At 70.6% G+C, this 25,768-nt stretch carries 22 protein-coding genes; 12 read left to right on the forward strand and 10 right to left on the reverse strand.

Translation table 11 applies throughout. The features are described 5' to 3' along the window. The first annotated feature begins 91 nt into the window (after nt 1-91). Genes OHS16_RS04430 through OHS16_RS04440 form a run of 3 tightly spaced genes read left to right on the forward strand, consistent with a single transcriptional unit; the run spans nt 92 to nt 3,322 of the window. Nucleotides 92-1,243 (forward strand): PP2C family protein-serine/threonine phosphatase, encoded by a 1,152-nt coding sequence (locus tag OHS16_RS04430; RefSeq protein WP_328535833.1) that lies wholly within the window; start codon nt 92-94, stop codon nt 1,241-1,243. Continuing rightward, entirely contained in the window at nt 1,236-2,882 is a 1,647-nt protein-coding gene (locus OHS16_RS04435) for a sensor histidine kinase (RefSeq protein WP_328535834.1), read from the forward strand. The genes OHS16_RS04430 and OHS16_RS04435 overlap by 8 nt, the downstream gene beginning before the upstream one ends. Continuing rightward, nucleotides 2,879-3,322 carry a response regulator gene (locus OHS16_RS04440; protein WP_328535835.1) on the forward strand — a complete coding sequence of 148 codons (444 nt, stop codon included), beginning with the start codon at nt 2,879-2,881 and terminating at the stop codon, nt 3,320-3,322. The genes OHS16_RS04435 and OHS16_RS04440 overlap by 4 nt, the downstream gene beginning before the upstream one ends. A gap of 7 nt (nt 3,323-3,329) precedes the next feature. On the opposite strand, the gene OHS16_RS04445 is transcribed toward OHS16_RS04440, so the two are convergent. The 3 genes from OHS16_RS04445 to OHS16_RS04455 form a co-directional block, all read right to left on the reverse strand. After that, nucleotides 3,330-3,704 (reverse strand): hypothetical protein, encoded by a 375-nt coding sequence (locus OHS16_RS04445; protein WP_328535836.1) that lies wholly within the window; start codon nt 3,702-3,704, stop codon nt 3,330-3,332. A 70-nt stretch (nt 3,705-3,774) separates the two neighbouring features. After that, nucleotides 3,775-5,181 carry an NADP-dependent succinic semialdehyde dehydrogenase gene (locus tag OHS16_RS04450; RefSeq protein WP_328535837.1) on the reverse strand — a complete coding sequence of 469 codons (1,407 nt, stop codon included), beginning with the start codon at nt 5,179-5,181 and terminating at the stop codon, nt 3,775-3,777. Nucleotides 5,182-5,206: 25 nt separating this feature from the next. Then, nucleotides 5,207-5,488 carry a DUF5133 domain-containing protein gene (locus OHS16_RS04455; protein ID WP_328540712.1) on the reverse strand — a complete coding sequence of 94 codons (282 nt, stop codon included), beginning with the start codon at nt 5,486-5,488 and terminating at the stop codon, nt 5,207-5,209. Nucleotides 5,489-5,852: 364 nt separating this feature from the next. Between OHS16_RS04455 and OHS16_RS04460 the strand changes: the two genes are divergently transcribed. Next, nucleotides 5,853-7,913 (forward strand): phosphocholine-specific phospholipase C, encoded by a 2,061-nt coding sequence (locus OHS16_RS04460; protein ID WP_328535838.1) that lies wholly within the window; start codon nt 5,853-5,855, stop codon nt 7,911-7,913. 148 nt (nt 7,914-8,061) lie between these two features. Here the strand turns inward: OHS16_RS04460 and OHS16_RS04465 are convergent, their stop codons facing one another. Further along, nucleotides 8,062-10,224, reverse strand: a complete 2,163-nt coding sequence (locus OHS16_RS04465) for a phage holin family protein (protein ID WP_328535839.1) — start codon at nt 10,222-10,224, stop codon at nt 8,062-8,064. Between the two features lie 152 nt (nt 10,225-10,376). On the opposite strand from OHS16_RS04465, the gene OHS16_RS04470 reads away from it, so the two are divergent. Continuing rightward, nucleotides 10,377-11,147, forward strand: coding sequence for an MBL fold metallo-hydrolase (locus tag OHS16_RS04470; RefSeq protein WP_328535840.1), 771 nt, complete (start codon nt 10,377-10,379; stop codon nt 11,145-11,147). 26 nt (nt 11,148-11,173) lie between these two features. Further along, on the forward strand, nt 11,174-11,758 hold the full coding sequence (locus tag OHS16_RS04475) for a DedA family protein (RefSeq protein WP_443042741.1): 585 nt from the start codon (nt 11,174-11,176) through the stop codon (nt 11,756-11,758). Here OHS16_RS04475 and OHS16_RS04480 read toward each other — a convergent pair. Together OHS16_RS04480 and OHS16_RS04485 are read right to left on the reverse strand one after the other, a co-directional pair. Then, the gene (locus OHS16_RS04480) at nt 11,742-12,881 is read right to left on the reverse strand and encodes an MBL fold metallo-hydrolase (protein ID WP_328535842.1); all 1,140 of its coding nucleotides are present in this window, start codon (nt 12,879-12,881) and stop codon (nt 11,742-11,744) included. The genes OHS16_RS04475 and OHS16_RS04480 overlap by 17 nt on opposite strands. A gap of 31 nt (nt 12,882-12,912) precedes the next feature. Beyond that, nucleotides 12,913-14,130: an aminotransferase class I/II-fold pyridoxal phosphate-dependent enzyme gene (locus tag OHS16_RS04485; RefSeq protein ID WP_328535843.1), complete on the reverse strand. Its 1,218-nt coding sequence runs from the start codon at nt 14,128-14,130 to the stop codon at nt 12,913-12,915. A gap of 599 nt (nt 14,131-14,729) precedes the next feature. Here OHS16_RS04485 and OHS16_RS04490 point away from each other — a divergent pair. Both OHS16_RS04490 and OHS16_RS04495 read left to right on the forward strand, forming a co-directional pair. Beyond that, nucleotides 14,730-15,086, forward strand: a complete 357-nt coding sequence (locus OHS16_RS04490; protein WP_328535844.1) for a DUF2795 domain-containing protein — start codon at nt 14,730-14,732, stop codon at nt 15,084-15,086. A 282-nt stretch (nt 15,087-15,368) separates the two neighbouring features. After that, on the forward strand, nt 15,369-16,874 hold the full coding sequence (locus OHS16_RS04495) for a bifunctional phosphatase PAP2/diacylglycerol kinase family protein (RefSeq protein ID WP_328535845.1): 1,506 nt from the start codon (nt 15,369-15,371) through the stop codon (nt 16,872-16,874). Here the strand turns inward: OHS16_RS04495 and OHS16_RS04500 are convergent. Continuing rightward, nucleotides 16,846-17,943 carry a cation diffusion facilitator family transporter gene (locus OHS16_RS04500; protein WP_328535846.1) on the reverse strand — a complete coding sequence of 366 codons (1,098 nt, stop codon included), beginning with the start codon at nt 17,941-17,943 and terminating at the stop codon, nt 16,846-16,848. The two genes, OHS16_RS04495 and OHS16_RS04500, sit on opposite strands and share 29 nt — an antisense overlap. Before the next feature lie 504 nt (nt 17,944-18,447). After that, nucleotides 18,448-20,301, reverse strand: a complete 1,854-nt coding sequence (locus OHS16_RS04505) for a transketolase (protein ID WP_328535847.1) — start codon at nt 20,299-20,301, stop codon at nt 18,448-18,450. A gap of 293 nt (nt 20,302-20,594) precedes the next feature. Here OHS16_RS04505 and OHS16_RS04510 point away from each other — a divergent pair, with 293 nt between their 5' ends. From OHS16_RS04510 to OHS16_RS04520, 3 genes are all read left to right on the forward strand, one after another. After that, entirely contained in the window at nt 20,595-21,404 is an 810-nt protein-coding gene (locus OHS16_RS04510) for a class I SAM-dependent methyltransferase (protein ID WP_328535848.1), read from the forward strand. Nucleotides 21,405-21,589: 185 nt separating this feature from the next. Next, complete coding sequence (locus OHS16_RS04515) at nt 21,590-21,946, forward strand: VOC family protein (protein ID WP_328535849.1); 357 nt, start codon at nt 21,590-21,592, stop codon at nt 21,944-21,946. Then, a complete protein-coding gene (locus OHS16_RS04520; RefSeq protein ID WP_328535850.1) occupies nt 21,943-22,542 on the forward strand; it encodes a TIGR03086 family metal-binding protein in 600 nt (199 codons plus the stop codon). Before OHS16_RS04515 ends, OHS16_RS04520 begins: the two co-directional genes overlap by 4 nt. An 82-nt stretch (nt 22,543-22,624) precedes the next feature. Here the strand turns inward: OHS16_RS04520 and OHS16_RS04525 are convergent, their stop codons facing one another. Next, a complete protein-coding gene (locus tag OHS16_RS04525; protein WP_328535851.1) occupies nt 22,625-24,595 on the reverse strand; it encodes a DUF5107 domain-containing protein in 1,971 nt (656 codons plus the stop codon). 199 nt (nt 24,596-24,794) lie between these two features. On the opposite strand from OHS16_RS04525, the gene OHS16_RS04530 reads away from it, so the two are divergent. Next, the gene (locus tag OHS16_RS04530; RefSeq protein WP_328535852.1) at nt 24,795-25,133 is read left to right on the forward strand and encodes a DUF6204 family protein; all 339 of its coding nucleotides are present in this window, start codon (nt 24,795-24,797) and stop codon (nt 25,131-25,133) included. Between the two features lie 27 nt (nt 25,134-25,160). Here OHS16_RS04530 and OHS16_RS04535 read toward each other — a convergent pair whose 3' ends face one another. Then, nucleotides 25,161-25,736 carry a GNAT family N-acetyltransferase gene (locus tag OHS16_RS04535; protein WP_328535853.1) on the reverse strand — a complete coding sequence of 192 codons (576 nt, stop codon included), beginning with the start codon at nt 25,734-25,736 and terminating at the stop codon, nt 25,161-25,163. Nucleotides 25,737-25,768 lie beyond the last annotated feature (32 nt).

Genomic DNA, 25,768 nt, shown 5'->3' on the forward strand with positions numbered 1-25,768 from the left:
AGCCTCGGCGCGTCCCGCGGTGCCTGCGACAAGGACTCGCCAAGAGCTCCTGACCACAGACGGAGGCGCCGTTGAGGATGCCGACGCTGTCATGCTGCTGGTCGAGGACGACGCCGGCGACGCGCTGCTCGTCGAGGAAATGCTCATCGACAGCAATCTGGATTCCCGCGTCAACTGGTGCAAGTCGCTCGCTGAGGCCCAGACCTTCCTGAGTACCTGTCCCACGCCGGTCTGTGTGCTGCTCGATCTGCATCTGCCGGACGTGCAGGGGCTGGAAGCGGTCACCCGTATCGTGCGCACGGCTCCGGACGCGGCCATCGTCGTACTCACCGGGCTTTCCGAGTCCGAGGCGGGGCTCGCTGCCGTCGCCACCGGCGCACAGGACTACCTGGTCAAAGGCAGGCTCGATCCGGAGTCGCTGAGCCGGGCGGTCCGGTATGCCCTCCAGCGCAAGCAGGTCGAGCGGTCGGCTGCCGCTCTCCAGGCGAACCGGCTGATCGCCGAGGAGAACGCCCGGCTGGAGCGCGGCCTGCTCCCGGTGCCTCTGCTGCGCGGACGGGACTTCGAGGTGGTGGCGCGCTACACACCGGGCCGGGCGCACGGGTTGCTGAGCGGTGACTTCTATGACGTGGTGCAGACGGCGGACCGGACGGTACACGCGGTGATAGGCGACGTCTCAGGGCACGGCGCCGCGGAGGCCGCCCTGGGAGTGTGCCTGCGGGTCGCATGGCGCACCGCCGTTCTCTGCGGGATGGAACACCTGGAGCAGATCCGGCTCCTCGAGGAGATCCTGGTCGCCGAGAGGTCCGATCCGCGCATCTTCGCCACCGTCACCTCGCTTGCACTGCCGCCCGGCGGTGGGCATGTGCGTGTCACCCGGGCCGGGCACCCCGGGTTCATGATGCGCCATGGCACCGAAGTGACCTGGGACGAACCGGCAGGTGGCATGGCCCTGGGGCTGCTGCCCGGCGCCGCTCAGTGGACCGAGACCGAGATCCCGTTGCCGGGCAACGGCCATATCGTGCTCTTCACCGACGGACTGTTCGAAGGAAGGACCGGAACCGATTCCCGGCTGGGTGAGACAGGTCTTCTGGAACTCGCCCGAAGACACGGGGGGCTGTCGGCCGACGCGTTCGTCGACGCCCTGGTCCACGGCGCGACCGAGGGCGCCGCACCCTACGGGGGCCTCGCGGACGACGTGGCCGTGCTGCATCTGGGATGGGGATCGACGCACCATGAGTGACATCGCAACAACACGACACCCCACGGCACGGCAGGATTTCAGGACCGGACTGTCGGTGCAGAACTGGGTCCATCTGATTCTCGCCGGATTCGTGGTGCTGGTGTGCGGCTGCACCGCGGTCGGCGCGGTCTTCATGACCCGCACCAACGACCACACGTCCGATCTCGTCGACCGGATCCAGCCGGCCCGCTCCGCCTCTTTCCAGCTGCAGAAGTCCCTGCTCGACCAGGAGACCGGAGCGCGCGGATACGCACTCAGCGGTGACGAATCGTTCCTCGCGCCGTACGAGCAGGGCCAGCGCGACGAGCGGACCTATCACGCGGACATCAGCAGGGTCCTGGGCCCCGGTCGCCCCTTCGGCCAGGACCTGGACCGCATCCGGCTCGCCGCGCAGAACTGGCGTCGCGCGCAGGCCGAACCGCTGATCGCCGCGGTACGCAAGGACGGGCCCGGGGCAGGTTCCAGGGCGCTGGTCCAGCAGAGCAAGACCGCCTTCGACGAACTGCGGACCGATCTGGCACTCCAGCAGCAGCATGTCGAGACGGCCAGGGTGCACACCCGGCAGCAGCTCACCGAGTCGCGCAGGACCCAGAACCGGGTGCTCATCGCCCTGGTGGTCGCCTTCGCCCTGATGGCGCTCGCGCTCAGCGTGCTGCTGCACCGGATGGTGGGCAGGCCGCTGAACGCGCTGCGCACCTCGTCCGACGATGTGCGCAGCGGAACCTTCGACCGGAGGATCACTGCGGGGGGCCCGTCCGATGTCCGGGCCGTCGGAGCGGCAGTCGAGGACATGCGCCTGCGGCTGGTCGAGGCGCTCGCCGAATCGCAGGAACGTGAAGCCCTGCTGGGCGAACAGGCCGAGGAACTGCGGCGGTCCAACTCGGAGCTGGAACAGTTCGCCTATGTCGCCTCGCACGATCTCCAGGAACCCCTGCGCAAGGTGGCCTCGTTCTGTCAGCTGCTGGAGAAGCGCTACGGCTCGGAGCTCGACGCCCGGGGGAAGCAGTACATCGACTTCGCCGTGGACGGCGCGAAGCGCATGCAGGTCCTGATCAACGATCTGCTCACCTTCTCGCGGGTCGGACGTGTCCTCGACGGCTGGAAGCAGGTTCCTCTGGACGCTCCGCTGGAGCGGGCACTGGCAAATCTCGCGACTGTCACCGAGGAGTCCGGGGCCACGGTCGTCCGCCAGGACACGCTTCCCGAGGTCACCGGGGACCCCACCGCCCTCACCATGCTCTGGCAGAACCTGATCGGCAACGCCATCAAGTTCCGCCGGCGGGACGAGCCGTGTGTGGTGACCGTCGGCTGCACCCGTGAGGGCGACGAATGGCACGCCACGGTGTCCGACAACGGCATCGGCGTCCCACCCGAGTTCTCCGAGAAGGTCTTTGTGATCTTCCAGCGTCTGCATGCCCGCGACGAGTACGAGGGCACCGGCATCGGGCTAGCTCTGTGCCGGAAGATCGTCGAGTTCCACGGCGGCAGGATCTGGCTGGACGACAGCGTCACCGCGGGCACGCGCATTCATTTCACCCTGCCGGTGGCCCCCGCCGCCCCGGCCGAGGCCGGGGTCGCGCTGCCCGCCCCGGTAGCCGTCGTACGAGTCGCCGCATCATCGCAGGGAGAGACAGCATGACCATGCCGATGGAATCCATCGAGGTTCTTCTCGTCGAGGACGATCCGGGCGACGAACTGATGACGCGCGAGGCGTTCGCGGACAACAAGATCCGCAACACCCTCCATGTGGTCCGCGACGGTGAGGAGGCTCTCGACTTCTTCTACCGGCGTGGCGCCCACACCGGCGCGCCGCGTCCCGACCTGGTTCTGCTCGATCTGAATCTGCCCAAGTACGACGGCCGCCAGGTGCTCGAGCGGATCAAGACTGATCCGGAACTCTGCGACATCCCGGTCGTCGTGCTGACCACGTCGTCGGCGGAGGAGGACATCCTGCGCAGCTACAAGCTCCACGCCAACGCCTACGTCACCAAACCGGTGGACCTTGAGCAGTTTCTCTCGGCGGTACGCCAGATCGACGATTTCTTCCTCACCGTGGTGCGGCTGCCCAAACGGGTGTGAAGGCCCGTCACCGGCTCTCCAGCACGAGTTCCGTCTCCTTCTCCTGGTCGCCGGACGCGGTCCCCTTCTCCTGCACGCTGAACGCACCTTCCAGGACGCCACGCAGCACGTCGACCGCCCGGTAGCCGCCCTGCACCGTGGCCGTGACGCTGCCCTTCAGGCTGGTGGCCGCCGGTTCGCCCTGGGGGGCCTCCCGCACCTCGTAACTTGCCGTCCAGACGGTCGGCCGGGCATCGTCGGCCTCAGACTGCGGTACGTCGGACGCGGCGCGGTCGGAGGGGAAGGCCGCGCGGAGTGCTTCGAAGACAGCGGCGGCGTCGTCGTGCGAGTGCCCGGTGAGAGCCACCTTGACCAGGGTGTTGGGGTTGGCGGTGTCGGCCATCGTGCTCACTTTCCTTGCTGTGTTCGTTGCGGTGTCCGGCTGATCGGCTCGCTGACCCTGCCGTCCCCCGTCAGGAGCCGGCCGGTTCGGCCCCGTACCAGACCGTGGTGATGTTGCAGAACTCGCGGATGCCGTGGCCGGAGAGTTCGCGGCCGTAGCCGGAGCGCTTGACGCCGCCGAAGGGCAGCGCGGGGTGGGAGGCGGTCATCCCGTTGAAGAAGACCCCGCCGGCCGCCAGGTCCCTGACGAACCTGGCCGTTTCGGCGTCGTCCCGGGTCCAGACGTTGGAACTCAGCCCGAACGGCGTGTCATTGGCGAGCTCCACCGCCTCGTCGATGCTGTCCACCCGGTAGACCGTGGCCACGGGCCCGAAGGCCTCCTCGCGGTGGATGCGCATCTCGTCGGTGATCCCGATCAGCACGGTGGGCGCGTAGTACCACCCGCGGTCGAAGCCCGGCGGCCTCCCGCCGCCGCAGAGCGCGGTGGCTCCGAGACGGACGGCGTCGTCCACCAGCTCCTCCAGGTCGGCGCGGCCCTGCTCGCTGGCGAGCGGGCCGACATCGGTGGACTCCTCCATCGGGTCCCCGACGGTCAGTTCCGCCATCCGGGTGGTGAAGCGGTCGAGGAAGGTGTCGTAGACGTCCGAATGGGCGATGAAACGCTTCGCCGCGATGCATGACTGTCCGTTGTTCTGGGTGCGGGCCGTCACCGCGACGGCGGCCGCCCGCTCCACATCCGCGGACGGCATGACGATGTACGGGTCGCTGCCGCCCAGTTCCAGCACCGTCTTCTTGACCTCGTCGGCCGCGATGGCGGCGACCGACCGGCCGGCAGGTTCGCTGCCGGTGAGGGTCGCGGCTGCCACCCTTGGGTCGCGCAGAATGGACTCGATCGCGTCGGAACCCACCAGCAGAGTCTGGAAGCAGCCTTCGGGGAATCCCGCCCGCCGGAAGAGATCGCCCAGGTAGAGCGCGGTCTGCGGGACGTTCGACGCGTGCTTCAGCAGGCCCACGTTGCCCGCCATCAGGGCCGGCGCAGCGAACCGTACGACCTGCCAGAGCGGGAAGTTCCACGGCATCACGGCCAGCACCACACCGAGCGGCCGATAGCGGACGAAGGCACGGACGGCGCCGGAGTCCTGGGCGTCCGCGTCCGCCGGATGTTCGTCGGCGAGGAGATCCCCGGCATGCCGTGCGTACCAGCGCATCGTCTTCGCGCACTTGGCGGCTTCCGCACGAGCGGCTGCGAGGGGCTTACCCATCTCGGTGGTCATGGTGCGCGCGATGTCCGTCTGCTCCTGCTCCAGCAGGTCGGCCGCGCGGTTCAGCAGCGCAGCCCGCTCGGAGAAGTCCGTGGTGCGGTACTGCCGGAACGTGGCATCGGCGATCGCAAGCCGGTGCTCGATGTCCTGGGGTCCCAGCGCGTCGAACGTCTTGAGCGTCTCACCGTTCGCAGGGTTCACCGTGGCGATGGGCATGGGTCGGGCCTCCTCGTGCTCGCTGTCATGACCCTCCCGCGCCCCGTGCGGGCTCGCAACGCGGGCGGCCGGCCGGCAGCTGGTCGCCGATGACCGAGTCGTCCGCGGTCCGGGCCCCGGGCAGATCGCAGGCGGCGGCGATCAGCGCCGCGTCGACATCACTCGTTCCGGTGGCTATGCACAGCAGATAAGCGACGTCGTCCAGTTCCCGTCGGGCGGTGGGAGCGCCGCTCCCGGCGTGCAGGACGGAAAGGGCCTCGTAGCGCTCGACGAGATTCCGCATGATGACGGGATGGGCGAGCAGCACGGTGATCTCCTCGGGGAAATGTGTTCGGACGGGTGTCGATCTTCGGATGCCCTGGGGCAGTGGTTTCATGCCGTGGATTTCAAGCCCCGTGTGCGGACGCCGTCGCCGGCTCCCTCATGCGGGCCCCGGGATACCGGCGGCGCTGCCGGACACCTGGGGGCCTGCGGTCCTCTCGGACCCGGACGATCCGACCGGTCCGGGTCACGGTGACCGGCCACCGGAAAACCCGGCCTGAACCGGGCGGGTTGTTCGTCGCGGGTGCCGCACGGATTCACCCGGACGTCACTACCCCTTCCCTTTCACGCACTCATCTGGAAACACTCGGCTGGCTCCTGCTTTCACTTCGCGAGAGGTCCCCACACTCATGCCTCAGCTCAACCGGCGCCGCTTCCTCCAGATCGCGGGCGCGACCGCGGGCTTCTCAGCCCTGTCGGACAGCATCGCCCGCGCCGCCGCCATCCCCGCCGAGCGCCGCTCGGGCACGGTCGACGACATCGAGCACATCGTCGTCCTGATGCAGGAGAACCGTTCCTTCGACCATTACTTCGGCTCGATGAAGGGCGTTCGCGGCTTCGGTGACCCACGCCCCGTGGCACCGGCCGGCGGCAAGCCGGTCTGGTACCAGTCGGACGGCACCAAGGACGTATTGCCCTACCACCCGGACGCCGAAGACCTCGGAATGCAGTTCATCGCCGGTCTCGATCACGACTGGGCCGGCGGGCACAGGGCCTGGAACAACGGCAAGTACGACCAGTGGATTCCCGCCAAGTCCGCGGGCACCATGGCCCACCTGAACCGGCAGGACATTCCGTTCCACTACGCACTCGCCGACGCCTTCACCGTCTGCGACGCCTATCACTCCTCGTTCATGGGAGCCACCGACCCCAACCGCTACTACATGTGGTCGGGGCATGTCGGCAACGACGGCAAGGGCGGCGGCCCTGTCCTCGGCAACGCCGAGGCGGGGTACGACTGGACGACCTACCCCGAACGTCTCCAGCAGGCCGGCATCTCCTGGAAGATCTACCAGGACACCGGTGACGGTCTCGACGCGGCGGGCTCCTGGGGCTGGATCGACGACGCCTACCGGGGCAACTACGGCGACAACTCGCTCCTGTACTTCAACAAGTACCGCAACGCGAAGCCCGGTGACCCGCTCTACGACAAGGCCCGCACCGGCACCGACGCCGCCGGCGGCGACGGCTACTTCGACATCCTCACCGCGGATGTGAAGGCCGGTACCCTCCCGCAGGTCTCCTGGATCGCGGCACCCGAGGCGTTCTCCGAACATCCCAACTGGCCCGCGAACTACGGCGCCTGGTACGTCTCCCAAGTGCTCGACGCGCTCACGTCCAATCCGGAGGTGTGGAGCAAAACGGCGCTCTTCGTCACGTACGACGAGAACGACGGCTACTTCGACCATGTGCTGCCGCCGTTCCCTCCCGCCTCGGCGGACCGCGGCGCCTCGACCGTGGACACCTCGCTCGACTGGTTCCCGGGCAGCCCCGCCTATGCGGCGGGGCCCTACGGCCTCGGCCAGCGGGTGCCGATGATCGTGGTGTCGCCCTGGAGCACCGGAGGCTTCGTCGATTCCGAACTCTTCGACCACACATCCATCCTGCGGTTCATGGAGCGCCGCTTCGGTGTCCGCGAACCCAACATCTCGCCCTGGCGGCGCGCCATCTGCGGTGACCTCACATCGGCCTTCGACTTCGGCCTGAAGGACACCGGACATGTGCCGCTTCCGGACACCGCGGGCTACCGGCCCCCGGACCGCGACCGGCACGACAGCTACGTGCCCAAGGCGCCCGCCGACCCCGCCCTGCCGAAGCAGGAGACCGGATCCAGGCCCACCCGGCCGCTGCCCTACGCTCCGCAGGTCGACGGTGCCGCGGCGCCCTCCACCGGACGGTTCACCCTCACGTTCGGCGCGGGGCCCGCGGCCGGTGCGTGCTTCATCGTGACATCGGCGAACCGTTCGGACGGGCCGTGGTCGTACACCACCGAGGCCGGCAAGAAGATCTCCGACACCTGGAACACGGCCTACTCGAAGGGGTCGTACGACCTGTCCGTGTCCGGGCCCAACGGCTTTCTGCGTACGTTCCGGGGCCCGGGGTCCACGGCCGGCCCCGAGGTGAGCGCCCGTCACGACGGGACGGGCAGCGGCTGCGTCGAGCTGACCATGACCAATTCCGGTAGCTCCGACTGCCACCTCACGGTGACCAACGCGTACGGCGGGCACAGCGAGACCTTCACTGTGCGCAAAGGCCGGAGCGTGGTGCACCGCGTCGACCTGAGGTCCACCAAGCGCTGGTACGACCTGACCGTGGTGTCCGACCGGGACAGCACCTACCTGCGCCGGCTCGCCGGGCATGTGGAGAACGGGATGCCCGGGGTGAGCGACCCGGCGATCATCACCGGCTGAGCGCTGCGGGGCCCGTCACCGCGTCCGGAAGGACGGCCCCCGTGCTGTGAGGAGCGGGGACGCTCCATCCGGCACCGGACAGGTGGGTCCTGTGCCGGACGCGGCGTGTGCCCAGGGGGAAGCACCCCGGGTGCGCGCCGCGGCCGGTTCAGCCGGCCAGGTCCGGCACCTCACCGTTCGCCGCCCTGCCGTCCGTCACCGGGACGGTCGCCGGCGGGCCGGATGCCGGGCCACCGTCCGCCGGCGTGCCGGCCTTCTGCGTGCCGGCCTTCTGCGTGCCGAGCGGTACCTGCGGCCCCTCGCATGCGGTGAGCCAGCGTCGCAGCACGGTGTGCACCTGCTCAGCACCGGTCAGCTCGACGCCCACGGGCGCCGGTGCGCCGAGATCGCGCGGAGAGAGCAGGAAGGGGCGTGACTGGTCTCCGCCGAGCCCGCCGTGCGAACCGATCTGCCCCTCGAAGGCGCGCACTTCACCGGTGTCCGGGTCGTACATCGAGTTGACCATGATGTCGGCGACATGCGGGAAGGTATCGGTGCGCCGGACGGCGTCGGCAGCGCCCGCGCCGAAGGGCGCGAGCGGACCTGTGCCGTCGGTGAGTTCCGCGACCGGAACCTCTGCCCCGTCAGGACCCAGCACCACCGAGCCGTGCTCCTCGCTGCCGACGAGCAGGAATCCGATGCCCGGGTGGCCTGCCAGCGTGGGCAGCAGGGCCGGATGACGGCGGTCGAGCTGTTCGCGCGTCATACGTTCCGGCACGTCCGGAAAGGAGATCAGGCCCAGATTGCCGGAGGCGAGCACCACCGGGTCGGATCCGGGCAGCGGAAGTGACTCGTCGCCGTCCGGCATCGGCCGGTGCAGGACCACGCGCACGGCGCCGCGCGCCTCGGAACCGCTTCCGGTACGGACTGGCTTGTGCGGCACCGAGAGCCCGCAGCCTTCCCGTACCAACTCCTTCAACGTGAGCCCGTACGCGCCCTCGAAGGTCCGGCCGGGACTCTGCCCGTGATCGGAGAGCAGCACGATCCGGTACGGGCGCGGAGCGTGTTCCGCGACCTTCGCCATCAGCGCCAGTGAACGGTCCAGGCGCTCGAGCACCTTCGCCGCGTCCCGGCTCTGCGGCCCGCTGTGGTGTGCCACTTCGTCGTAGGCCACCAGATCGGCATAGACGGCGGTACGCCCGGCGAACATGTCACCGATCACCGCGGAGACCACCACGTCGCGCTCCACGACCGTCGCGAAGGCCCGGATGAACGGGTAGAGCCCGCCGCGCTTGACCCGCGGCTCTTCCTTACGCGCGCGGGCCCCTGAGGACTGTCCGATCTCCCGGCAGACCTCGGCGACGAACGACATCGCGGTACGCACGGCGTTGGCCGGGTCGGAGAAGTACGCGAAGTAGCCGGCCCGTGAGCGGTTGCGTCTGCCGCGCCGCGCCGCCATGGACAGCACCAGCGCGAGCTGGTCGGCGCCGCCGCTGAAGAGATTGCCGCGGCTTGCGCCGTCCACGGTCAGCAGCCCGCCGTCACCGGTGCGTTCGATCGCTCGTCGCTGCAGAACCGCCGCGCTCGCCGGACGGTTGCAGACCATCAGGTTCCCGGTGTCCTTCTCGTACCAGCGGAAGGCCGGGATGTCGTGGTTGGAACCGTGCAGGATACCCAGCTGGCTTGCGCCGGTCTGGCTGGACCAGTCGGTGCGCCAGGCATCGAGGCGGTGGGTGGATGCCAGCCACTCGGCAACCGTGGGCATGAGTCCCTCTGCCATCGCCCGCACCAGCACCGCATGCCCGACGCCGTCGAGCTGGAGGAAGACGGTGCCGTGCGGACCGCCCGTCCGGCCGGCGTCGCCGCGCCTGCGCCGCCGCCGGTCGGCGAGGCGCGAGAGTCGTCGCCGGTAGGCCTCGTCGTCACGTACCGCGAGGGACGTGGAGGTGGCGGAGGCGACAGCGGACATCACGGCGGCGACCACGATCGCGGTCTCCGGATTGGATTCTCCGCGCCCGTCCGGGATCAGCCGCAGCGCGAGCAGCAGCAGGGAGCCGTTGAGGAAGAAGACCAGCAGCCCGAGAAGCAGGGCGGGCACCAGCAGCAGTGCCCTCACCACGAGTGGCCAGACCAGAACGGTCAGCAGACCGAAAGCGGCGGCGCCCCATCCCGCGGTCATCGCGACCCGGGTGGCGCTGTCTCCGCTGCCGGACTCCAGCTGGAAGTCCGGCAGGATCCCGGCCAGCACCAGCATGGTCAGCGCCGAGACCACCCACACCACGATCACCCGGAACAGGGCGCTGCCCGCCCTGCGCCACCGCCCTGAGGCCACTCCTGTGCCACCTTCCGTCCGAACGGAACCCCTGGCGGGCCCTGCGCCAGTTTTTCACAGCGCCGGAAGGTGACCACGCCGCGGCCCGGGCAGGCGGGCACATAGGCTCGTACGGCAAACGGCGGTACGGGCAGAAAACGAGGAGGCGGCGGGTGACGGTCGATGTGACCTGGTGGGGTCATGCCACCTGTACGGTCGAGGACTCCGGGGTCCGGGTGCTGACCGATCCCCTCTTCGCCCGCAGACTCGCGCATCTGCGGCGGCGCCGCGGAGCGGTTCCGCCGCGGAGCGCCACCGACGCCCAGGCGGTTCTGGTCTCGCATCTGCATGCCGACCATCTGCATCTCCCCTCGCTGGCCCGGCTGGCACCCGGCACCCGGCTGATCGCACCCCGCGGGGCGAGCCGCGCCGTGCCGGGTCTGCGCCGGCTCGGCCTTGACGTCACCGAGGTGGCCCCCGGAGACGAGGTACGCGTCGCGGATCTGCTGGTACGGGCGGTGCCCGCGCATCACGACGGCCGGCGGCTGCCGGTGGGGCCGCAGCGCGCCCCCGCGCTCGGCTACGTCGTCAGCGGCGAGGCGAGGACCTACTTCGCCGGGGACACCGGGCTCTTCGACACGATGGCGGATGCCGTCGGCGAGGTCGATGTGGCGCTGCTGCCGGTCGGCGGCTGGGGCCCCTTCCTCGGCCAGGAGCACCTTGACGCACGGCGGGCCGCGCAGGCGCTGGCGCTGCTGCGGCCCCGGTCGGCCGTCCCGGTGCACTACGGCACGTACTGGCCGGTCGGGATGGACGGGATCCGTCCGCATGAATTCCACACACCGGGCGCCGAGTTCGTTCGGCAGGCCGCGCAGCTGGCGCCCGAGGTGTCCGTGCACCGGCTCGCCCACGGTGAACAGGTGCGGCCCGAGGTGGCCAAGTGATCAGTGAACTCGTGGGCCAGGTGCCCATGGAGTCCACCCAGCGTGCCGTCGGCTACCCCACCCTCTTTCTCCTGGTCGCCCTGGGATCCCTGGTACCCGTGGTGCCGACAGGGGCCCTGGTGAGCACGGCGGCGGTGGTCGCCTTCCACCAGAGCGAGCCCTTCGCGCTGCTCCTGGTGTTCCTGGTGGCGTCATCCGCCGCCTTCATCGGGGACATGGCCCTGTACTGGCTCGGCCGCCGCGGAGTGCACTCCAGGAACGGCTCCCGCTGGCTGGAGGCGCTCCGCAAGCGGGTACCGCAGGCTCGTCTCGCGCAGGCGGAGGAGAAACTCGGCAACCACAGCAGGACCGTCCTGGTGCTCTCCCGGCTGGTCCCGGCCGGCCGGATTCCGGTGATGCTGGCGTGCCTGCTGGGCGAGATGCCGCTGCGGCAGTTCGCCCGAGGGGATGTCACGGCCTGTCTCGCCTGGGCAGCGGCGTATCAGCTCATCGGCATCCTGGGCGGCTCGCTCTTCGACGAACCCTGGAAGGGCGTGGTCGTCGCGGTGGCGCTGACCCTGCTGGTGAGCGGGGCGCCGGCGGTGTGGCGCAGGCTCAGGGCTGGTGTCTGAGCACCCTTGAGGCGTCGTCCTGCAGAATCCTGGAGCCGCCGACCGGCAGATCCCAGAGATTCTCGCGCGGGCGCCCGGCGAGCTCCCACGCCGCCCTGACCCGGTGCAGCGGTTCGAGCACCGGCTCCGCCGAGAGCAGGAAGGTGCCCCAGTGCATGGGTGCCATCCGGCGGGCCCCCAGATCCGCGCAGGCCGCGACGGCCTCCTCGGGGTCGGTGTGCACGGGACCGAGCATCCACCGCGGTGCGTAGGCACCGATGGGCAGCAACGCCAGATCGATTCCGGGGTGGCGGCGCCCGATCTCGGTGAACCAGTGGCCGTATCCGGTGTCGCCCGCGAAGTAGACGCGCTGTCCGCCGCGGTCGCTGAGCACCCAGCCACCCCAGAGGGAGCGGCAGGTGTCGGTGAGGGTTCGCTTCGACCAGTGGTGGGCGGGGACGAATTCGAAACGGACACCGCCCGTCTCGGCCGACTCCCACCAGTCGAGTTCGGTGACCCGGGTGAAGCGGCGGCGCCGGCACCAGCGGGCCAGACCGGCCGGCACGAAGAGCGGGGTGTCGCGCGGCAGCCTCCGGAGCGTCGGCGCGTCGAGGTGGTCGTAGTGGTTGTGACTGATGACCACCGCGTCGATGGGTGGCAGATCATCCCAGCGGACCCCGACCGGGGTGATCCTGGCAGGGGTGCCGAGGATTCTGCGCGACCAGACGGGGTCGGTGAGGACCGTGAGGCCACCGATGCGCACCACCCAGCTGGCGTGGCCCGCCCAGGTGACGGAGACCGTATCGGCGTCCACGGCAGGAAGCGGAGCGGGCTCGTAGGGCAGCAGCGGGATGTCGCGCAGCCCGTGCGGCCGCGGACGCATGGAGCCTTCCCTGGCCAGCCGCGCGATCGCCCCGACGCCGGGCAGCGGCGCGGTCAGCCGGTCGGCGAACGACTTCGGCCAGCGGCGGGTCCCGCCGGGGAGCCGGGGGACGCCGGGGTCCGCCGGGCCGCCGGGCACGGTGTCGGTCCGGGGCCCGCCGGACGGCCGGGGCTCGGCCCGGGGCCTGGTCCGGATGCCGGGTTCGGGCCGGGCGGCGGGCGGCTCCGCGCCGGCGAGGGAGCGCTCTGTCTGTTCCGTCATCGATGGGCTCCATCCGGTGGCGGTGCGAAGGTCACCGCAGTTGGTCCAGGGCCGTGGCGAACCTGCTCAACGCGCCTGCCACATGGGGCAGTTCGAGTGGTTCCGTCGAGTTGAGGGACTCCAGGCGCTGCTCCTGGGTCGCTCCGAGCAGCGGGCCGGTGGCGAACCGCACGCGCAGCGCGTACGGGTCGTCTCCGAACCGGTGTCCGCCGGGTGTGGGTGCCCCGATGCGTTCGCCCAGGTAGTTCTCCAGTTCCAGCGAGTCGGTGACGCCCCGCTCCTCCAGTCCCGGCCGCAGCGGGCCCAGGTCGGCGTAGAAGTGCCGGCCGGCCTGCGGAGGACGGGCGAGTGCCCCCGCTGCCAGCACCGAGTGGTGCGCGGCCCCCGCGACCCGGGCGTACAGCACGGCGGCCCGCCGTGCGAGGTCCCGCACCGCCGGTGGTTCCCCCAGCGCGTGGGTGGCCGCCGCCGCCACCGGGCCGGCCACCACGGAGCCCAGTGCGGTGAGGATGTCGAGTGCTCTCGCGCGCCGGGCCGCGCCGTCAGGGGTGTCCGGGAAGCGGGCCACGGCGACCGGCCAGGCCGACGGGGTGATCGAACCCGCCAGATCCACGGTGACCGTGACATCGTCCGGGCACATCTCGGCCGGGCTGAGCAGCACGGTCTCGTGCGGCCTGTGAGTGGTGCCGCTCCAGGTCTCGTCGCTGATGAGGTGCAGCCCCTCGGAGACCGCGGCCTCACATGCCTCGTGCACCACCTCGGGAGGCGCGACGGTGGCCGTGGGGTCGTCGGCGACCGAGAGCAGCAGCAGCCCGGGGGTGCCGCCTTCGGCCCGCACCCTGCGCACCGTCTCCAGCAGGGCGTACGGATCCGGGACGCCGCCGCACTCCGCCGGGGTCGGCACATGGTAGGCGGGCCGCCCCAGGAGCCGCGCCTGCGGAGTCCACCAGGCGGGGCACGGGCGGGGCACCAGCACGTCGCCGTCATCGGCCGCGAGCAGCGCGAAGAGCAGTGTCTGGATGCCGGCGGCCGCTATCACGTCGTCCGGTCCGCAGCGCAGCCCGCGCCGGGTCCAGTACCCCGCGGCAGCCTGCCGCAGCGCGGTACCGCCACCGGGCGGCTCCGGCCCGATGCGGGACGACGCGGCGGCGAACACCTCCTGGAGTTCGGGAAGGACCGGGAGACCGGGGCCGGGAGCGGGCGGCCCGTAGCGCACAGGGCCGTGGCTCTCCGGAACCGTCCTCTGCATGGCGCCACCTCCACCGCGCTTCGATCCATCGAGACCTTTATACGTAGGATTGTCCGAGTGGGCGACCGTGAATACCCGCGCCCGGGGGGCTCGGACACCTGGCGACCCGGCCGCGGGCCGGTGGCGCGGAGCTCCTTTCCCGGGACACGGCGCTGCGTTCCGCAGGCCACGACCGCGGGTCCTGGCGATCGCTCGCGGACCTTGCTCAGGTTGCGGATGGCAGGCCGGGCGAGCGACCGCAGCAGTTCGGCCGCGTCGTCGCTGGGCAGCGCCGCGTTCGCCACCTCCCGTGGTCCGGCCGGCAGGACGCTCGTCCCGGTGCCCGGTCGGGAGAGCGACGCCCACCTCTCAGCGTGCCGGGGCGGGCACACGGTCTGTTCGGCCAAGCCGGTGAGCACGGCCGGCTCCCGGAACGCCGTGGCCGGTCGGTCCGCTTCCGCAGCCCGACGGCGGTTCGGACGCGCACCGGCCTCCGTTCCGCCCCTGCCCACCGGATTCCCGCGTACCGGGCGGCCGGCACAACTGCCGGCGGAATCGTATGTTTGCGCCTCTCCACTCGGGTACGTGCCGGGGACACCCGAACGTTGGAGGTACACCTCATGCAGCGAGGAAGCGACCGTCTCAGCCGCCGCAGGGACGACGAGATGAAGCACGAACTCCAGGGAATGCTGCGGTCCGGGCACTCGACCCGCACCGAGGAGTGGAACGATCCGGAGCCCGTCGCGGACGACGATCCCCAGCTGGCGACGGGAGCGACCGGAACCTTCGAGGAAGTCCGGTTCGAACTCGCCCGCCATCTGACCCGGGCCACCTTCCCGGCCGGTCGCGGTGACCTGTTGCGCTCGCTGGACGAGCACCACGCGCCCGACCGGATGGTGCGGCTGGTCACCGCCCTGCCACCGGAGCGCGCCTATGCCTCCGTACAGGACGTGGCTCTGAGCGTCACCGAGGCATAGCACGGACGGTCCCCGGGCGCCCCGGGACCGGGGCGCCCCGTGTGCGACGGCCCCGGTCCCCGGTTCGCACGGGGCGTACGCCGTCCCGCACCCCGCACCCCGCCACCCCGTGCGGCGCGCTTCCCCGCCATTGCCGGACACGTGGTGACGCGCCGGGGGTGACCAAAAGCATGTACCGGTGGGGACGGGGTACGACGATCGGTCATCGGCGCCGGATCACTTCGCTCCTGTGGCGGGAGGGCCGGCCCGGCCGCGTACCGACCGAGGAGAGGCTGGATCCCCATGTCATCCGCTGTTCCCCCCGCCGGCCCCGGACAGTACCGGCGGCTGGCCGGCTGGCTCGGCACCCGGGACAGAGCCCTGTTCCACACGGCCGCGACCCGGCACTGGCCGGGTGCGGGCCCCGTTCTGCCCAGGCTCAGCCGCAGCGCCAATCACGGCGTGCTGTGGTTCGGCGCCGCCGCCGGGATCGCCGCCATGGGCGGTTCGACACGTGCCAGGCGGGCAGCGGTGCGCGGGGTGGCCTCGCTGGCGATGGCCTCCGCGGTGGTGAACACGATCGGCAAGCGGTCGGTCCGCAGGACCCGGCCGATACTCGACGCCGTGCCGGTGATGAGACAGCTCAAGCGGCAGCCGGTCACCACGTCGTTCCCCTCGGGGCACGCCGCCTCCGCCGCCGCGTTCGCCACCGGAGTGGCACTGGAATCCAGAAGCTGGGGTGCGGCGGTCGCGCCGCTCGCGGTTGGCGTCGCGGCCTCGCGGGTCTACACCGGTGTGCACTACCCGAGCGATGTTCTGATCGGGGCGGCCCTCGGGGTGGGTGCCGCCTTCGCCGTAAGGGGACTCGTCCCGACACGGGATCAGCTGCCCGCACCCGGCCGGCCGCACACGGACGCCCCGAAGCTTCCCGGCGGTCAGGATCTGGTCGTGGTGGTCAACAGGGCATCGGGGAGTGCTGCCGCCAAGACGGCCCTGGTACGCGACGCACTGCCGCTGGCCGATGTGGTGGAGTGCGACCCTGATGAGCTGCTCCCCGCGCTGGAGAAGGCCGCGCAGGCCGGCCAGGCACTGGGGATCTGCGGCGGCGACGGAACGGTCAACCGGGCCGCCGTCATCGCCTCTCGCCACGGTGTCCCGCTGGCTGTCTTTCCCGGCGGCACACTCAACCACTTCGCCTACGACCTGGGCATCGAGGAGGTGCACGACACCTGCCGGGCGCTGGCTTCCGGTGATGCGGTCAAGGTCGACCTGGGCCGTTTCACCCCCGGGCCCGGCGGACCGGCGGGTGAGCCCGGCTATTTCCTCAACACCTTCAGCCTCGGCGTATATCCCGAGCTGGTACGGATCCGGGAACGCTGGTCACCGCGGATCGGCGGCTGGCCCGCGGGCGTACTGGCGGCCGCGAAGGTGCTGAGCTCCGAGCGGCCGCTGAGGGCCGAGTTCCGCGGGCACGACCGCGCCCTGTGGCTGCTGTTCGCCGGTAACGGCATGTACCAGCGGATGGGGCCCACGCCCGGCCGGCGCTTCGATCTCGCGGACGGCCTGCTCGACGTACGCGTGGTGCACGGAGGCCGGCTGCCCGGCCTCCGGCTGCTGGCCGCCGCCCTCGCCGGGCCCTTGTCGCGCTCCCCCGTGCACGCCGCTGAACGGCTGCGGCGGGTGCGCATAGCGGGACTCGCACCGGGCACCCCGCTCGCGTTCGACGGCGAGGTCACCGAGGCACCGTCCGAGCTGTGGATCGACAAGGCCGACGAGGCTCTCACGGTGTATCGCCCGCTGCCGCTCTAGCCGCGTCCGTCACATCGAGATAGACCTGGTCGGCTTCCGGCCAGGTCTTCGCGATGGCGGACTTGATCCGCATCGAGACGAGCTCCAGCTGCTCGCTCTCCAGACCGGGCACCAGGTCGATCCTGGCGGCCACCAGCGTCGAGTCCATACCGAGCCGCATGGTGAGCAGCGAGGACACCACATCGATCTCCGGCTGCTCGTTGAGCATGTCTTCGATCCGGTCGCGGAGTTCGGGATCGGCTGCCTCACCGATCAGCTGGTCCCTGGCGTCCTTGCCGAGCCGGTAGGCGACATACACCAGCAGCAGGCCGATCCCGATGGACGCGGAGGCCTCCCAGACGATCTGCTTGGTGACCATGTGCAGGGCCATCCCGCCCATGGCCAGCAGAACGCCGAGCACCGCTGTGCTGTCCTCGGCGATCACGGTGCGCAGGGCGGGGTCCTTGCCGAGCCCACCCTGCCCGCGTACCTGGATGACGGCCCGCAGAAGCGAGGTGCCCTCGGCGATCAGCGCCACACCCAGCACGATCAGGCCCACGATGTACCCCGTGGTGGTCTCCTGCTCGTTGCCGCCGCGAAGCGCCTCGATGCCCTGGAGGAACGAGAAGCAACCGCCCATGACGAAGATGCCGACAGCGGCGAGCAGGGCCCAGAAGAAGCGCTCCTTGCCGTAGCCGAAGGGGTGCCGGCGGTCGGCGGGCCGCTTGCTGCGGCGCAGCGCGAAGAGCAGGAACACCTCGTTCAGGCTGTCGGCGACGGAGTGCGCGGCCTCCGAGAGCAGAGCGGGCGAGCCGGCGAAGACACCGCCGATCGCCTTGGCCAGGGCGATGACGAGGTTGGCGGCGAGCGCCACCAGCACGGTCACCTTGGTCTTCTGATCGGTGCTCTCGCCGTCGGAACCCTTGCCGGGATCCTCGCCGTCGGAGCCGTCCCCGGGGGAACTCTTGGCGGGGGAAACCTCTTCGGGGGTGTTGCCGTCTCCGGGACCCTGGCTGTCGTCGGGATGGTTGCTGCTGTCGGGCTTCATACTGCTGTCGGAATTCCTGTCCTCGGACGGTTGGCTGCTCATACCCGTTCACCGCCTCGGGCCGGCGCCGAGCCGGCCCTGCGCTGCCGTGCGAGGGAAGCCCGGCCCGAGGCCCGGAGCGGGCCCGGGCCAGTACTTCCCGGACGTCCGCCGGCGCCGCCGTGCGGGAGGTCGGGGAGGAGGATCTTCTCTGGACGGCGGACCGTCGCGGTACGGCTACCTGCGCGCACGCGGGGTGCGTTGCTGGTGGTCATGGATGCGCGGGTACCCGCTGAGGACCGGCGGAATCCCCGGACGTCTCAGGGAACTCCCGGTGCAGGGCCTCGATGTTGTTCCTGTCGGGATCCCGCACGAAGGCGCAGCAGGCCGGTACTCGCTCCAGGCACACGGCGCATGCCGTGAGCCGCCGCAAGCGGCCCCGGACGGATCCGGTGACGAGCACGGCGCAGGCGGACGAAGCGCGGGCGACCGCGCAGGTGACACGTTCCACCCGGCCCTTCCCGGAGACCGGGACCGCGTGGGAAGGGCCGGGCCGGGTGGCCTCCGTCAGCCGACCACCGCTTCCTCCACCAGCAGCCGGACCGCCGCGGCCACCGTCGCGGCGTCGATGCCCGCCGCGTTGAGCTGTTCTTCGGGGGACGCCGAGCCCGGCATGTTCGTCACGGCGAGCCTGACCAGGCGCGGGACCGGCCTGCCGTCCGAGAACGCTTCGGCCACCGCGTCACCCAGTCCGCCCTCGGGGTGGTGGTCCTCGACCGTCACCAGACAACCGGTCAGGTCCGCCGCTGTCCGCAACGCTTCGGCATCGACCGGCTTGACCGAGTACAGGTCGACGACGCGCACCGTGATGCCTTCCTGAGCCAGGATGTCCGCCGCACCAAGGCACTCGTGCAGCGTCTGGCCCGCACCGATCAGTGTCACCACGTCATCCGCACCCGAGCGCAGCACCTTGCTGCCGCCGATCGGGAACTCCTCGTCCGGGCCGTAGATGACGGGGCTCTCACCGCGGTTGGTACGGAGGTAGCGGATGCCCTCGGCTCCGGCCATCGCCGCCACCAGCTTCGCGGTCTGGTTGGCATCGCTGGGATACAGGACGGTGCTGCCGTGCACCGAGCGGAACATGGCCAGATCCTCGACTCCCATCTGCGACGGGCCGTCCTGACCGATGGCCACCCCCACATGGGAACCGACAACGTTCATGTCCGCGCCGCTGATGGCCGCCATCCGGAAGAAGTCGTGGGCGCGGGTGAGGAACGAGGCGAAACTGCACGCGAACGGCAGATATCCGCGCGCCTGCATGCCGACCGCCGCGGCGGCCAGTTGCTGTTCGGCGATGTAGCACTCGAAATAGCGGCCGGGGTGCTCCTTGGAGAAGAATTCGGCACGGGTCGAATCGCCCACCTCCCCGTCCAGCACCACGACGTCGCCGCGCGCCGAGCCGAGGGCGGTGACCGCCTCCCCGAAGGCGTTCCGGGTGGCGACCTCTTCGCCCTTCTCCCAGCGCGGCAGGGAGAGGCGTCCGAGACCGCTGACGGCCGCCACGGTGGCCTCCGGAGGCTTGTGCACATCGACCCGGGCGGTGCGCCGGCCGCCCAGTTCCTCGATGGCGGCTGCCGCGTCGGGCAGCGGCTTGCCGTGCATCCCCTCGCGGTCCTCGACGTCCGCGACACCACTCCCCTTGCGGGTGCCGGCGATGATCGCGGTCGGCCGGCCGGTGACGGCTCGTACTTCCTCGTACGCGGAGTCGATGGCCTCGATGTCGTGTCCGTCGATCTCGACCGTGTGCCAGCCGAACGCACGGAGCCTGCGGCCGTACGCCTCCAGGTCGCGCTGATGGCGGGTGGGCCCGCGCTGTCCGAGGCGGTTGACGTCGACGATCAGGGTGAGGTTGTCGAGGCCCTCGAACCCGGCGTGCTCGGCAGCCTCCCAGACCGAGCCCTCGGCCATCTCGCTGTCCCCGCTCAGCACCCATACACGATAGGGAATCCGGTCGAGATGCTTGCCCGCCAGCGCCATGCCCACACCGATCGGAAGCCCTTGCCCCAGCGAGCCGGTCGCCACATCCACCCAGGGAATGCGGGGTGTCGGGTGGCCCTCGAGACGGCTGCCCTTCTTGCGGAAGGTGAGCAGTTCGTCGTCATCGACAGCACCCGCCGCCAGATACATCGCGTACAGCAGCGGCGAGGCATGCCCCTTCGAGAGGACGAAGCGGTCATTGCCCGGGCTGTCGGGATGACCGAAGTCGTACCGCAGATGCCGGGAGAGCAGTACGGCAGCCAGGTCGGCGGCGGACATGGACGACGTGGGGTGTCCGGAGCCTGCCGCGTCCGCGGCCCGTACCGCGTCGACGCGGAGCTGCCGCCCCAGTTCGGTCAGTTCTGCTGTGTCGGTCTCGCTCATGTCTCAACCTTTCCCGGTCCGGCAGCTCTGCGGTGCTCCGGCGGGCGCGACGCGCGCCGGATTCCCCGGCATGGCGGCAGGTACCCGGCTGTGCGGCGCGCTCCGGCTCCGGCCCGGTACCCACCGGGCCGCTCGGACTTTCCGGGTGCCCGCGACCTACCGGGCAAAACCCGCGGGTGAGCCGGGCCCATTCTGCGTCCATATCTTGAGATCGCTATCTCATATTCCGACATGAACATCTAGGGTGGTGACACCACTTCGGATGAGCTGATGTCGAACGAGGGAGACCTGTCATGGCGAGAGAGACGGCCGTCTACACACACGGCCACCATGCCTCGGTGCTGCGCTCGCACAACTGGCGAACCGCCGCCAACTCCGCCGGGTATCTGCTGGATTCGCTCAAGCCCCACATGCGGATCCTGGACATCGGCTGCGGCCCCGGCACCATCACGGCGGATCTGGCCGCGCTCGTCCCCGAGGGGCGGGTCACCGGAGTGGACATGGCACCCGGCATCGTCGAACAGGCGCGCGCCCTGGCCGCGGAACGGTCCCTGGCCAACACCGACTTCGCGGTGGCCGACATCCATGCGCTGGACTACCCGGACGCGAGTTTCTGCGTCGTCCACGCGCACCAGGTGCTCCAGCACGTGGGCGACCCCGTCCAGGCACTGCGCGAGATGCGCAGGGTCACCAAGCCGGGCGGCATCATCGCGGTTCGTGACAGCGACTACGGGGCGTTCACCTGGTCACCGGAGTCCCCGGTACTGGACGAATGGCTGGAGCTCTACCACCGGGTCGCCCGTGCCAACGGCGGCGAGCCGGACGCTGGGCGGAGGCTGTTGTCCTGGGCCCGGCAGGCAGGACTGCGGGACATCACATCGACGGCCACGAACTGGGTGTTCGCCACCACGGAGGAGCGCGCCTGGTGGAGCGGTCTGTGGGCGGAACGCACCACGGCTTCCGGCTACGCCGGCCTGGCGGTGGAAGGGGGACACGCGACCGTGGAACAGCTGGAGGCGATCGCTGCCGCCTGGCGGGAGTGGGGCGCACGGGACGACGCGTGGTTCATGGTCCCGCACGGCGAGATCCTCTGCCGCGTCTGAGCAGCCCGGGGCCTGAGCGGTGACCGCCCCGGCCCGGAGCGGCCCGCCCCCGCACGGGGTGGCCGCCGGCGTACGGCGGCCCGCGGCGCCGGGGGCGGGTTCGCCGCGCGGGGAGGTCAGCGGCGCAGAGGCGGGCCCGGGGATTTCGATCTCATGGCCCGCCCATCCCAACTAGGCTCGCTGCCATGGAGATCCTGGGAACCACGCTGCGCATCTGCGTCGACGACCTCGAGACTTCGGTGTTCTTCTACGAACGCCTCACCGGTGCGAAGGCGTTGCGCTTCGAGCGCGGTGGGGTATCGGTCGCCGCCGTGGGCGCCTTCCTGCTGATGAGCGGCCCCGAGTCGGAACTCGCGATTCTCCGCAAGGTCAAGGCGACCATCGCGGTGCGGGATGTCGACGAGGCTCTGGCCACGCTCACCGATGTCGGTGCGAAAGTCATCGCAGGACCGGTGCCCACTCCGGTGGGCCGCAATCTGATCGCGGTACACCCCGACGGCTCGGTGTTCGAGTACGTCGACAGGAAGGCCGTCGGAGCATGACCGGACTCATCGCCCTGCACCGTCGGGTGATGGCCGTCACCACGGCCGTCGTGAGCACGGTCCGCCCCGCTCAGCTCACCCGGGCGACACCCTGCGCGGGCTGGGATCTGGCGCAGCTGCTCGCGCATATGACGGGCCAGAACCATGGATTCGCCGCAGTGGCGCGGGGAGAGACGAGCGACGCGTCGGTGTTCGCCGACCGCCCGGTGGGCTCGGACCCGGCGGGCCTGTTCGCCGCGTCGGCTCGTGAGGTCACAGCCGCCTTCGCCGAGGAGGGAGCCCTCGACCGCGCCTTCTGGCTACCGGAGGTCCGCGACGGCATCACGCTTCCCGGCCGGATCGCGATCGGCTTCCACTACATCGACTGCGTCGTGCACGGCTGGGACGTGGCGGTGGCGGCGGGCGTCCCGGTCGACTTCGACCAGGAGATCCTGGCGGCGGGGCTCCCCATCGCCGAGGCGGTACCCGACGACTCCGCACGCGAATCGCCGGGCGCGGCCTTCGCGCCGGGCCTCCGTACTGCGGCGCAGGCCGCCCCGCTGGAGCGCATTCTCGCTCTGCTGGGGCGCGACCCCGGCTGGAGCGCCCGCGCCTGAGGTGCCGGTGACAGCCCGGGGCCGCCGGGCGCGGCTCCTCCCGGGCGCTTCCTGCCGTGCACTTCGGCGGGCCATGAGGGCGTCAGGGCCCGGGGCGCATCCGGTATTCGTAGACATCCGGCAGCGGTTCGTCCGTACCGAGCGCGGCCCAGACCTCGTTGAGGATCTCCGCGCCCTCCCGTAGGTCCGCGACCTCGAAGCCCCCGTCGAAGATCACGCGTGCCTCTTCCCCGGTGCCCTCCGCGATGAGCAACTGGGCCTCGATGAGCCGGAAACGGCCACGCTGTCTGACCGGAGGGCGCAGCCTGTTCCACACCGCGCGGGCATCGGCGGTGCGCTTCACCGCGAGGAGTGCCCCGATCGCCTCGCGGCCCAGAGCTGCCGTCACCGCCGTCCACTGCTCGCCATCACGCAGCTCGTAGCAGAGGTCGTCGAAAGCCTCCGCATAGCGGTCCGCGGCGCGCCGGCCGTGGCCGTCGCACAGGTCTGCCACGGCCAGACAGCGCAGCAGCGGCCAGCGTGACGGGGCCAGTTCCAAACCGCGCTCCCAGCTGCGGACCGCCTGGGCGCGATCACCCTCGTGCCACTGGGCGACTCCCAGGTGGTATTCGGTGAGGGGCTCGGCGGGCGCCGTCTCCAGCATGTCCCGCCAGTGTCTTGCCACCAGCGAAGGTCCGGGCGGGGTGACACGGCGAGGGACAGGGAAAGCACCGGAGCGGTACAGCTGGAGCCACGGCCGCTGCTCGTCCCCGATCGTGGACTCCTCGAAGGGGGTGCCGGGGAGTTTGTGTCCGCCGCGCAGGACTTCCAGCGCGCCCCAGCCGGAACCGGTGAAGAGCGTCGTGTGCGGCTCGATGTCGGCGAAAGGGCGCCACTCCTCGTACGCGGCCTCGACCCGCGCACGGGGCAGCGCGCTTTCCAGCCTGCTCTGCACCTCGTGCCGGGCGGCGGCCCAGTCGTCGCCGTGCACGGCCGCAGCGTCGGCGTCGAGCGGCCCGTACGCCTCCAGCCAGCTGAATTCGGCACCGCCCTCAAGAGGCACGTGCTCCAGCTGGGTGCGGGCGAGGCCGGCCTGGATCTCCGCGTACCCGGGGCTGCCCGGCTCGGTCAGCCACTGCTGCCAGCGGCGGCCGCCGGTCCCGGAACCCCACAGGAAGAGTTTGCGGCCGGACAGCTGGTCGGTGGAGGTCTGGACGAGGCCGCCGCCGTCCGCGTCGAGCGACGCGATCCACTTCCTTGCCTGGCGGGGGACTTCGTAGAAGTAGTCGGCCGGATATTCGCCGCGCAGCGGATAGGTGCGGTCGGTGCCGTCCCACTCCGGCACCGGTACCCGGCGCAGACTGCGCTCGTATCCGAAGTGCCAGGCCTCATCGGCCGGGGCGAGCACGCGGGTCGTGCCCTCCTCGGGTACGGCGGTGTTGGACCACCAGTAGGTGGGCACGGTCTGCTCGTGCGGATTGCGGATGCGTACGCCGACATGGAGGAAGTCGGAGTCCCCGGGCAGCCACAGGTCCACCTGGAACGGCAGATCACGCAGTCGCTCCCACTCCCACAGACGCAGCATCTCCCCGCCGTCGGGGGCCTGAACCAGCGCGGTGTGCAGCGGGGCGCAGCTGAGCGCCGTGTGGCCGGTCGCACCGATGTTCCACTCGATGCCACCGGAGAACCAGGCACCGTTGAGGGCGAAGTCGGCCGGCTGCAGGACCGGGTTGCGGTAGAGGAGTTCCCGCCCGGTCGGCTTGTGGAACAGAGAGTGGATACGGCCGCCGAGACCCGGCAGTACGGTGGCCCGCAGCCGGTCGTTCTCGATCACGACCGTGTCGATCCCGGTCGGGGTGCGACGCCGTCCGTATCCGTCGAGGATCCGCGCCGGCAGCAGCGTACGCAGCGGTTCCCACCCGATCTGGCGCGCCATGTCACGCGGCATCCCGGCCCGGTCCCCGGCGTCCACGGTATGCACCTCGTCCAGCGGCCGCAGGGCGGGCAGCGGATTCTCCGGTCCCAAAGGAGCGGCGGGCAGGGTCAGTACGGCACGTCGCACAGTCGTGGCCAAAGCAACCTCACTCACTCGCCGGGACCGCCGTCCGCCCGGCACCCCCCGATGACCATGGAACACCGGTGATGCGGGTCTGACCAGGGGGCCTTCGGGCCAGGATTACGCAAAGGCCTCCCCCGCCGCGCGACGCCTACGCCCTGCACTCGCCCCGTACCCTGGTCCTGGAGGGCGCACGGCGGAGTGAAGGGCGGGACGGATGGCCACGCAGCACACCTATCGGGTGATCGTGCGGGGGACCTGGGAGAGGCTGACGGACGTGTCACGCACCCGGCTGCTGTCGGAGGTGGACGACCACGGGCTGACGCAGATGCAGTTCACCGAGCAGGGGTCCCTCACCTACGACCGTACTCTCAAGCACTTCTCGTACCGCTACGTGGTCGTCTCCGGCGCTGAGGACGGTGACGAGATGGCCGGCGCGATCGCCGAGGACCGGGCGAGCACCGAGCTCGCCCGGCTCGGTCACGGCTTCGGCGCGCTGCGTTCGACTGTGACGGATCTCGACACGATGAAGATCAACCGTAAGGGGCGCCACTGATGAGAAGCGCCACTGACCGGCACGGGCTCAGGCCCTGGACGCCGGACGGCTGCCTTCCACCATCTCGGCGGTGATGGCCCAGCGTTCGTGATCCCGCCAGGCCCCGTCGATGAAGAGGAAGTCCGGCGAATACCCCTCGAGGCGGAACCCGGCCCGCCGCACCAGAGCGATCGAGGCAGCGTTGGCCGGCTGGATGTTCACCTCGAGCCGGTGCAGCCGCAGTGGACCGAAAGCATGGCGCGTCACGAGGGCAAGGCCTTCGCCCATCAGGCCCCGGCCGACCGTGTGCGCGAAGGCGCCGTATCCGAGCGCTCCACTCAGAAAAGCACCCTCGACCATGTTGTTGATGTTGATGAAACCGGCGATACGGCCTGGTTCGGCGCCTTCGCGTTCGCATACCAGGAATCCGGCCTTGGTCGGGTCCTCGATCAGCCGCCGGGCGTACACCGCGTAGTTCTCGGTGTCGGCCGGAGGGAAGAGCCACGGGCGGTGCAGCAGCTTGCTCTCCCGCGCACGTGCGGTGAATTCCTCCGCGTCCTGATAGGAGAAGTGGCGTACCCCCACACGGGCGCCCTCGGCGAGATATGCGGTCGTCGCTGACATCCGGCCAGATTACCCAGCGCGCCCCGGCACCT

Origin of the sequence: Streptomyces sp. NBC_00344 (genome assembly GCF_036088315.1) — a bacterium.
In the GTDB taxonomy this organism is placed as follows: Bacteria; Actinomycetota; Actinomycetes; order Streptomycetales; family Streptomycetaceae; genus Streptomyces.

Excerpts from the sequence above, each read along its gene's own strand:
- OHS16_RS04475 (WP_443042741.1), top strand. The coding sequence starts at position 11,174 with ATGGAGTCCACCCAGCGTGCCGTCGGCTACCCCACCCTCTTTCTCCTG.
- OHS16_RS04435 (WP_328535834.1), top strand. The coding sequence starts at position 1,236 with ATGAGTGACATCGCAACAACACGACACCCCACGGCACGGCAGGATTTC.
- OHS16_RS04460 (WP_328535838.1), top strand. The coding sequence starts at position 5,853 with ATGCCTCAGCTCAACCGGCGCCGCTTCCTCCAGATCGCGGGCGCGACC.
- OHS16_RS04450 (WP_328535837.1), bottom strand. The coding sequence starts at position 5,181 with ATGCCCATCGCCACGGTGAACCCTGCGAACGGTGAGACGCTCAAGACG.
- OHS16_RS04510 (WP_328535848.1), top strand. The coding sequence starts at position 20,595 with ATGGCGAGAGAGACGGCCGTCTACACACACGGCCACCATGCCTCGGTG.
- OHS16_RS04490 (WP_328535844.1), top strand. The coding sequence starts at position 14,730 with ATGCAGCGAGGAAGCGACCGTCTCAGCCGCCGCAGGGACGACGAGATG.
- OHS16_RS04495 (WP_328535845.1), top strand. The coding sequence starts at position 15,369 with ATGTCATCCGCTGTTCCCCCCGCCGGCCCCGGACAGTACCGGCGGCTG.
- OHS16_RS04535 (WP_328535853.1), bottom strand. The coding sequence starts at position 25,736 with ATGTCAGCGACGACCGCATATCTCGCCGAGGGCGCCCGTGTGGGGGTA.
- OHS16_RS04480 (WP_328535842.1), bottom strand. The coding sequence starts at position 12,881 with ATGACGGAACAGACAGAGCGCTCCCTCGCCGGCGCGGAGCCGCCCGCC.
- OHS16_RS04500 (WP_328535846.1), bottom strand. The coding sequence starts at position 17,943 with ATGAGCAGCCAACCGTCCGAGGACAGGAATTCCGACAGCAGTATGAAG.
- OHS16_RS04520 (WP_328535850.1), top strand. The coding sequence starts at position 21,943 with ATGACCGGACTCATCGCCCTGCACCGTCGGGTGATGGCCGTCACCACG.
- OHS16_RS04515 (WP_328535849.1), top strand. The coding sequence starts at position 21,590 with ATGGAGATCCTGGGAACCACGCTGCGCATCTGCGTCGACGACCTCGAG.
- OHS16_RS04530 (WP_328535852.1), top strand. The coding sequence starts at position 24,795 with ATGGCCACGCAGCACACCTATCGGGTGATCGTGCGGGGGACCTGGGAG.
- OHS16_RS04505 (WP_328535847.1), bottom strand. The coding sequence starts at position 20,301 with ATGAGCGAGACCGACACAGCAGAACTGACCGAACTGGGGCGGCAGCTC.
- OHS16_RS04445 (WP_328535836.1), bottom strand. The coding sequence starts at position 3,704 with ATGGCCGACACCGCCAACCCCAACACCCTGGTCAAGGTGGCTCTCACC.
- OHS16_RS04440 (WP_328535835.1), top strand. The coding sequence starts at position 2,879 with ATGACCATGCCGATGGAATCCATCGAGGTTCTTCTCGTCGAGGACGAT.
- OHS16_RS04430 (WP_328535833.1), top strand. The coding sequence starts at position 92 with ATGCTGCTGGTCGAGGACGACGCCGGCGACGCGCTGCTCGTCGAGGAA.
- OHS16_RS04485 (WP_328535843.1), bottom strand. The coding sequence starts at position 14,130 with ATGCAGAGGACGGTTCCGGAGAGCCACGGCCCTGTGCGCTACGGGCCG.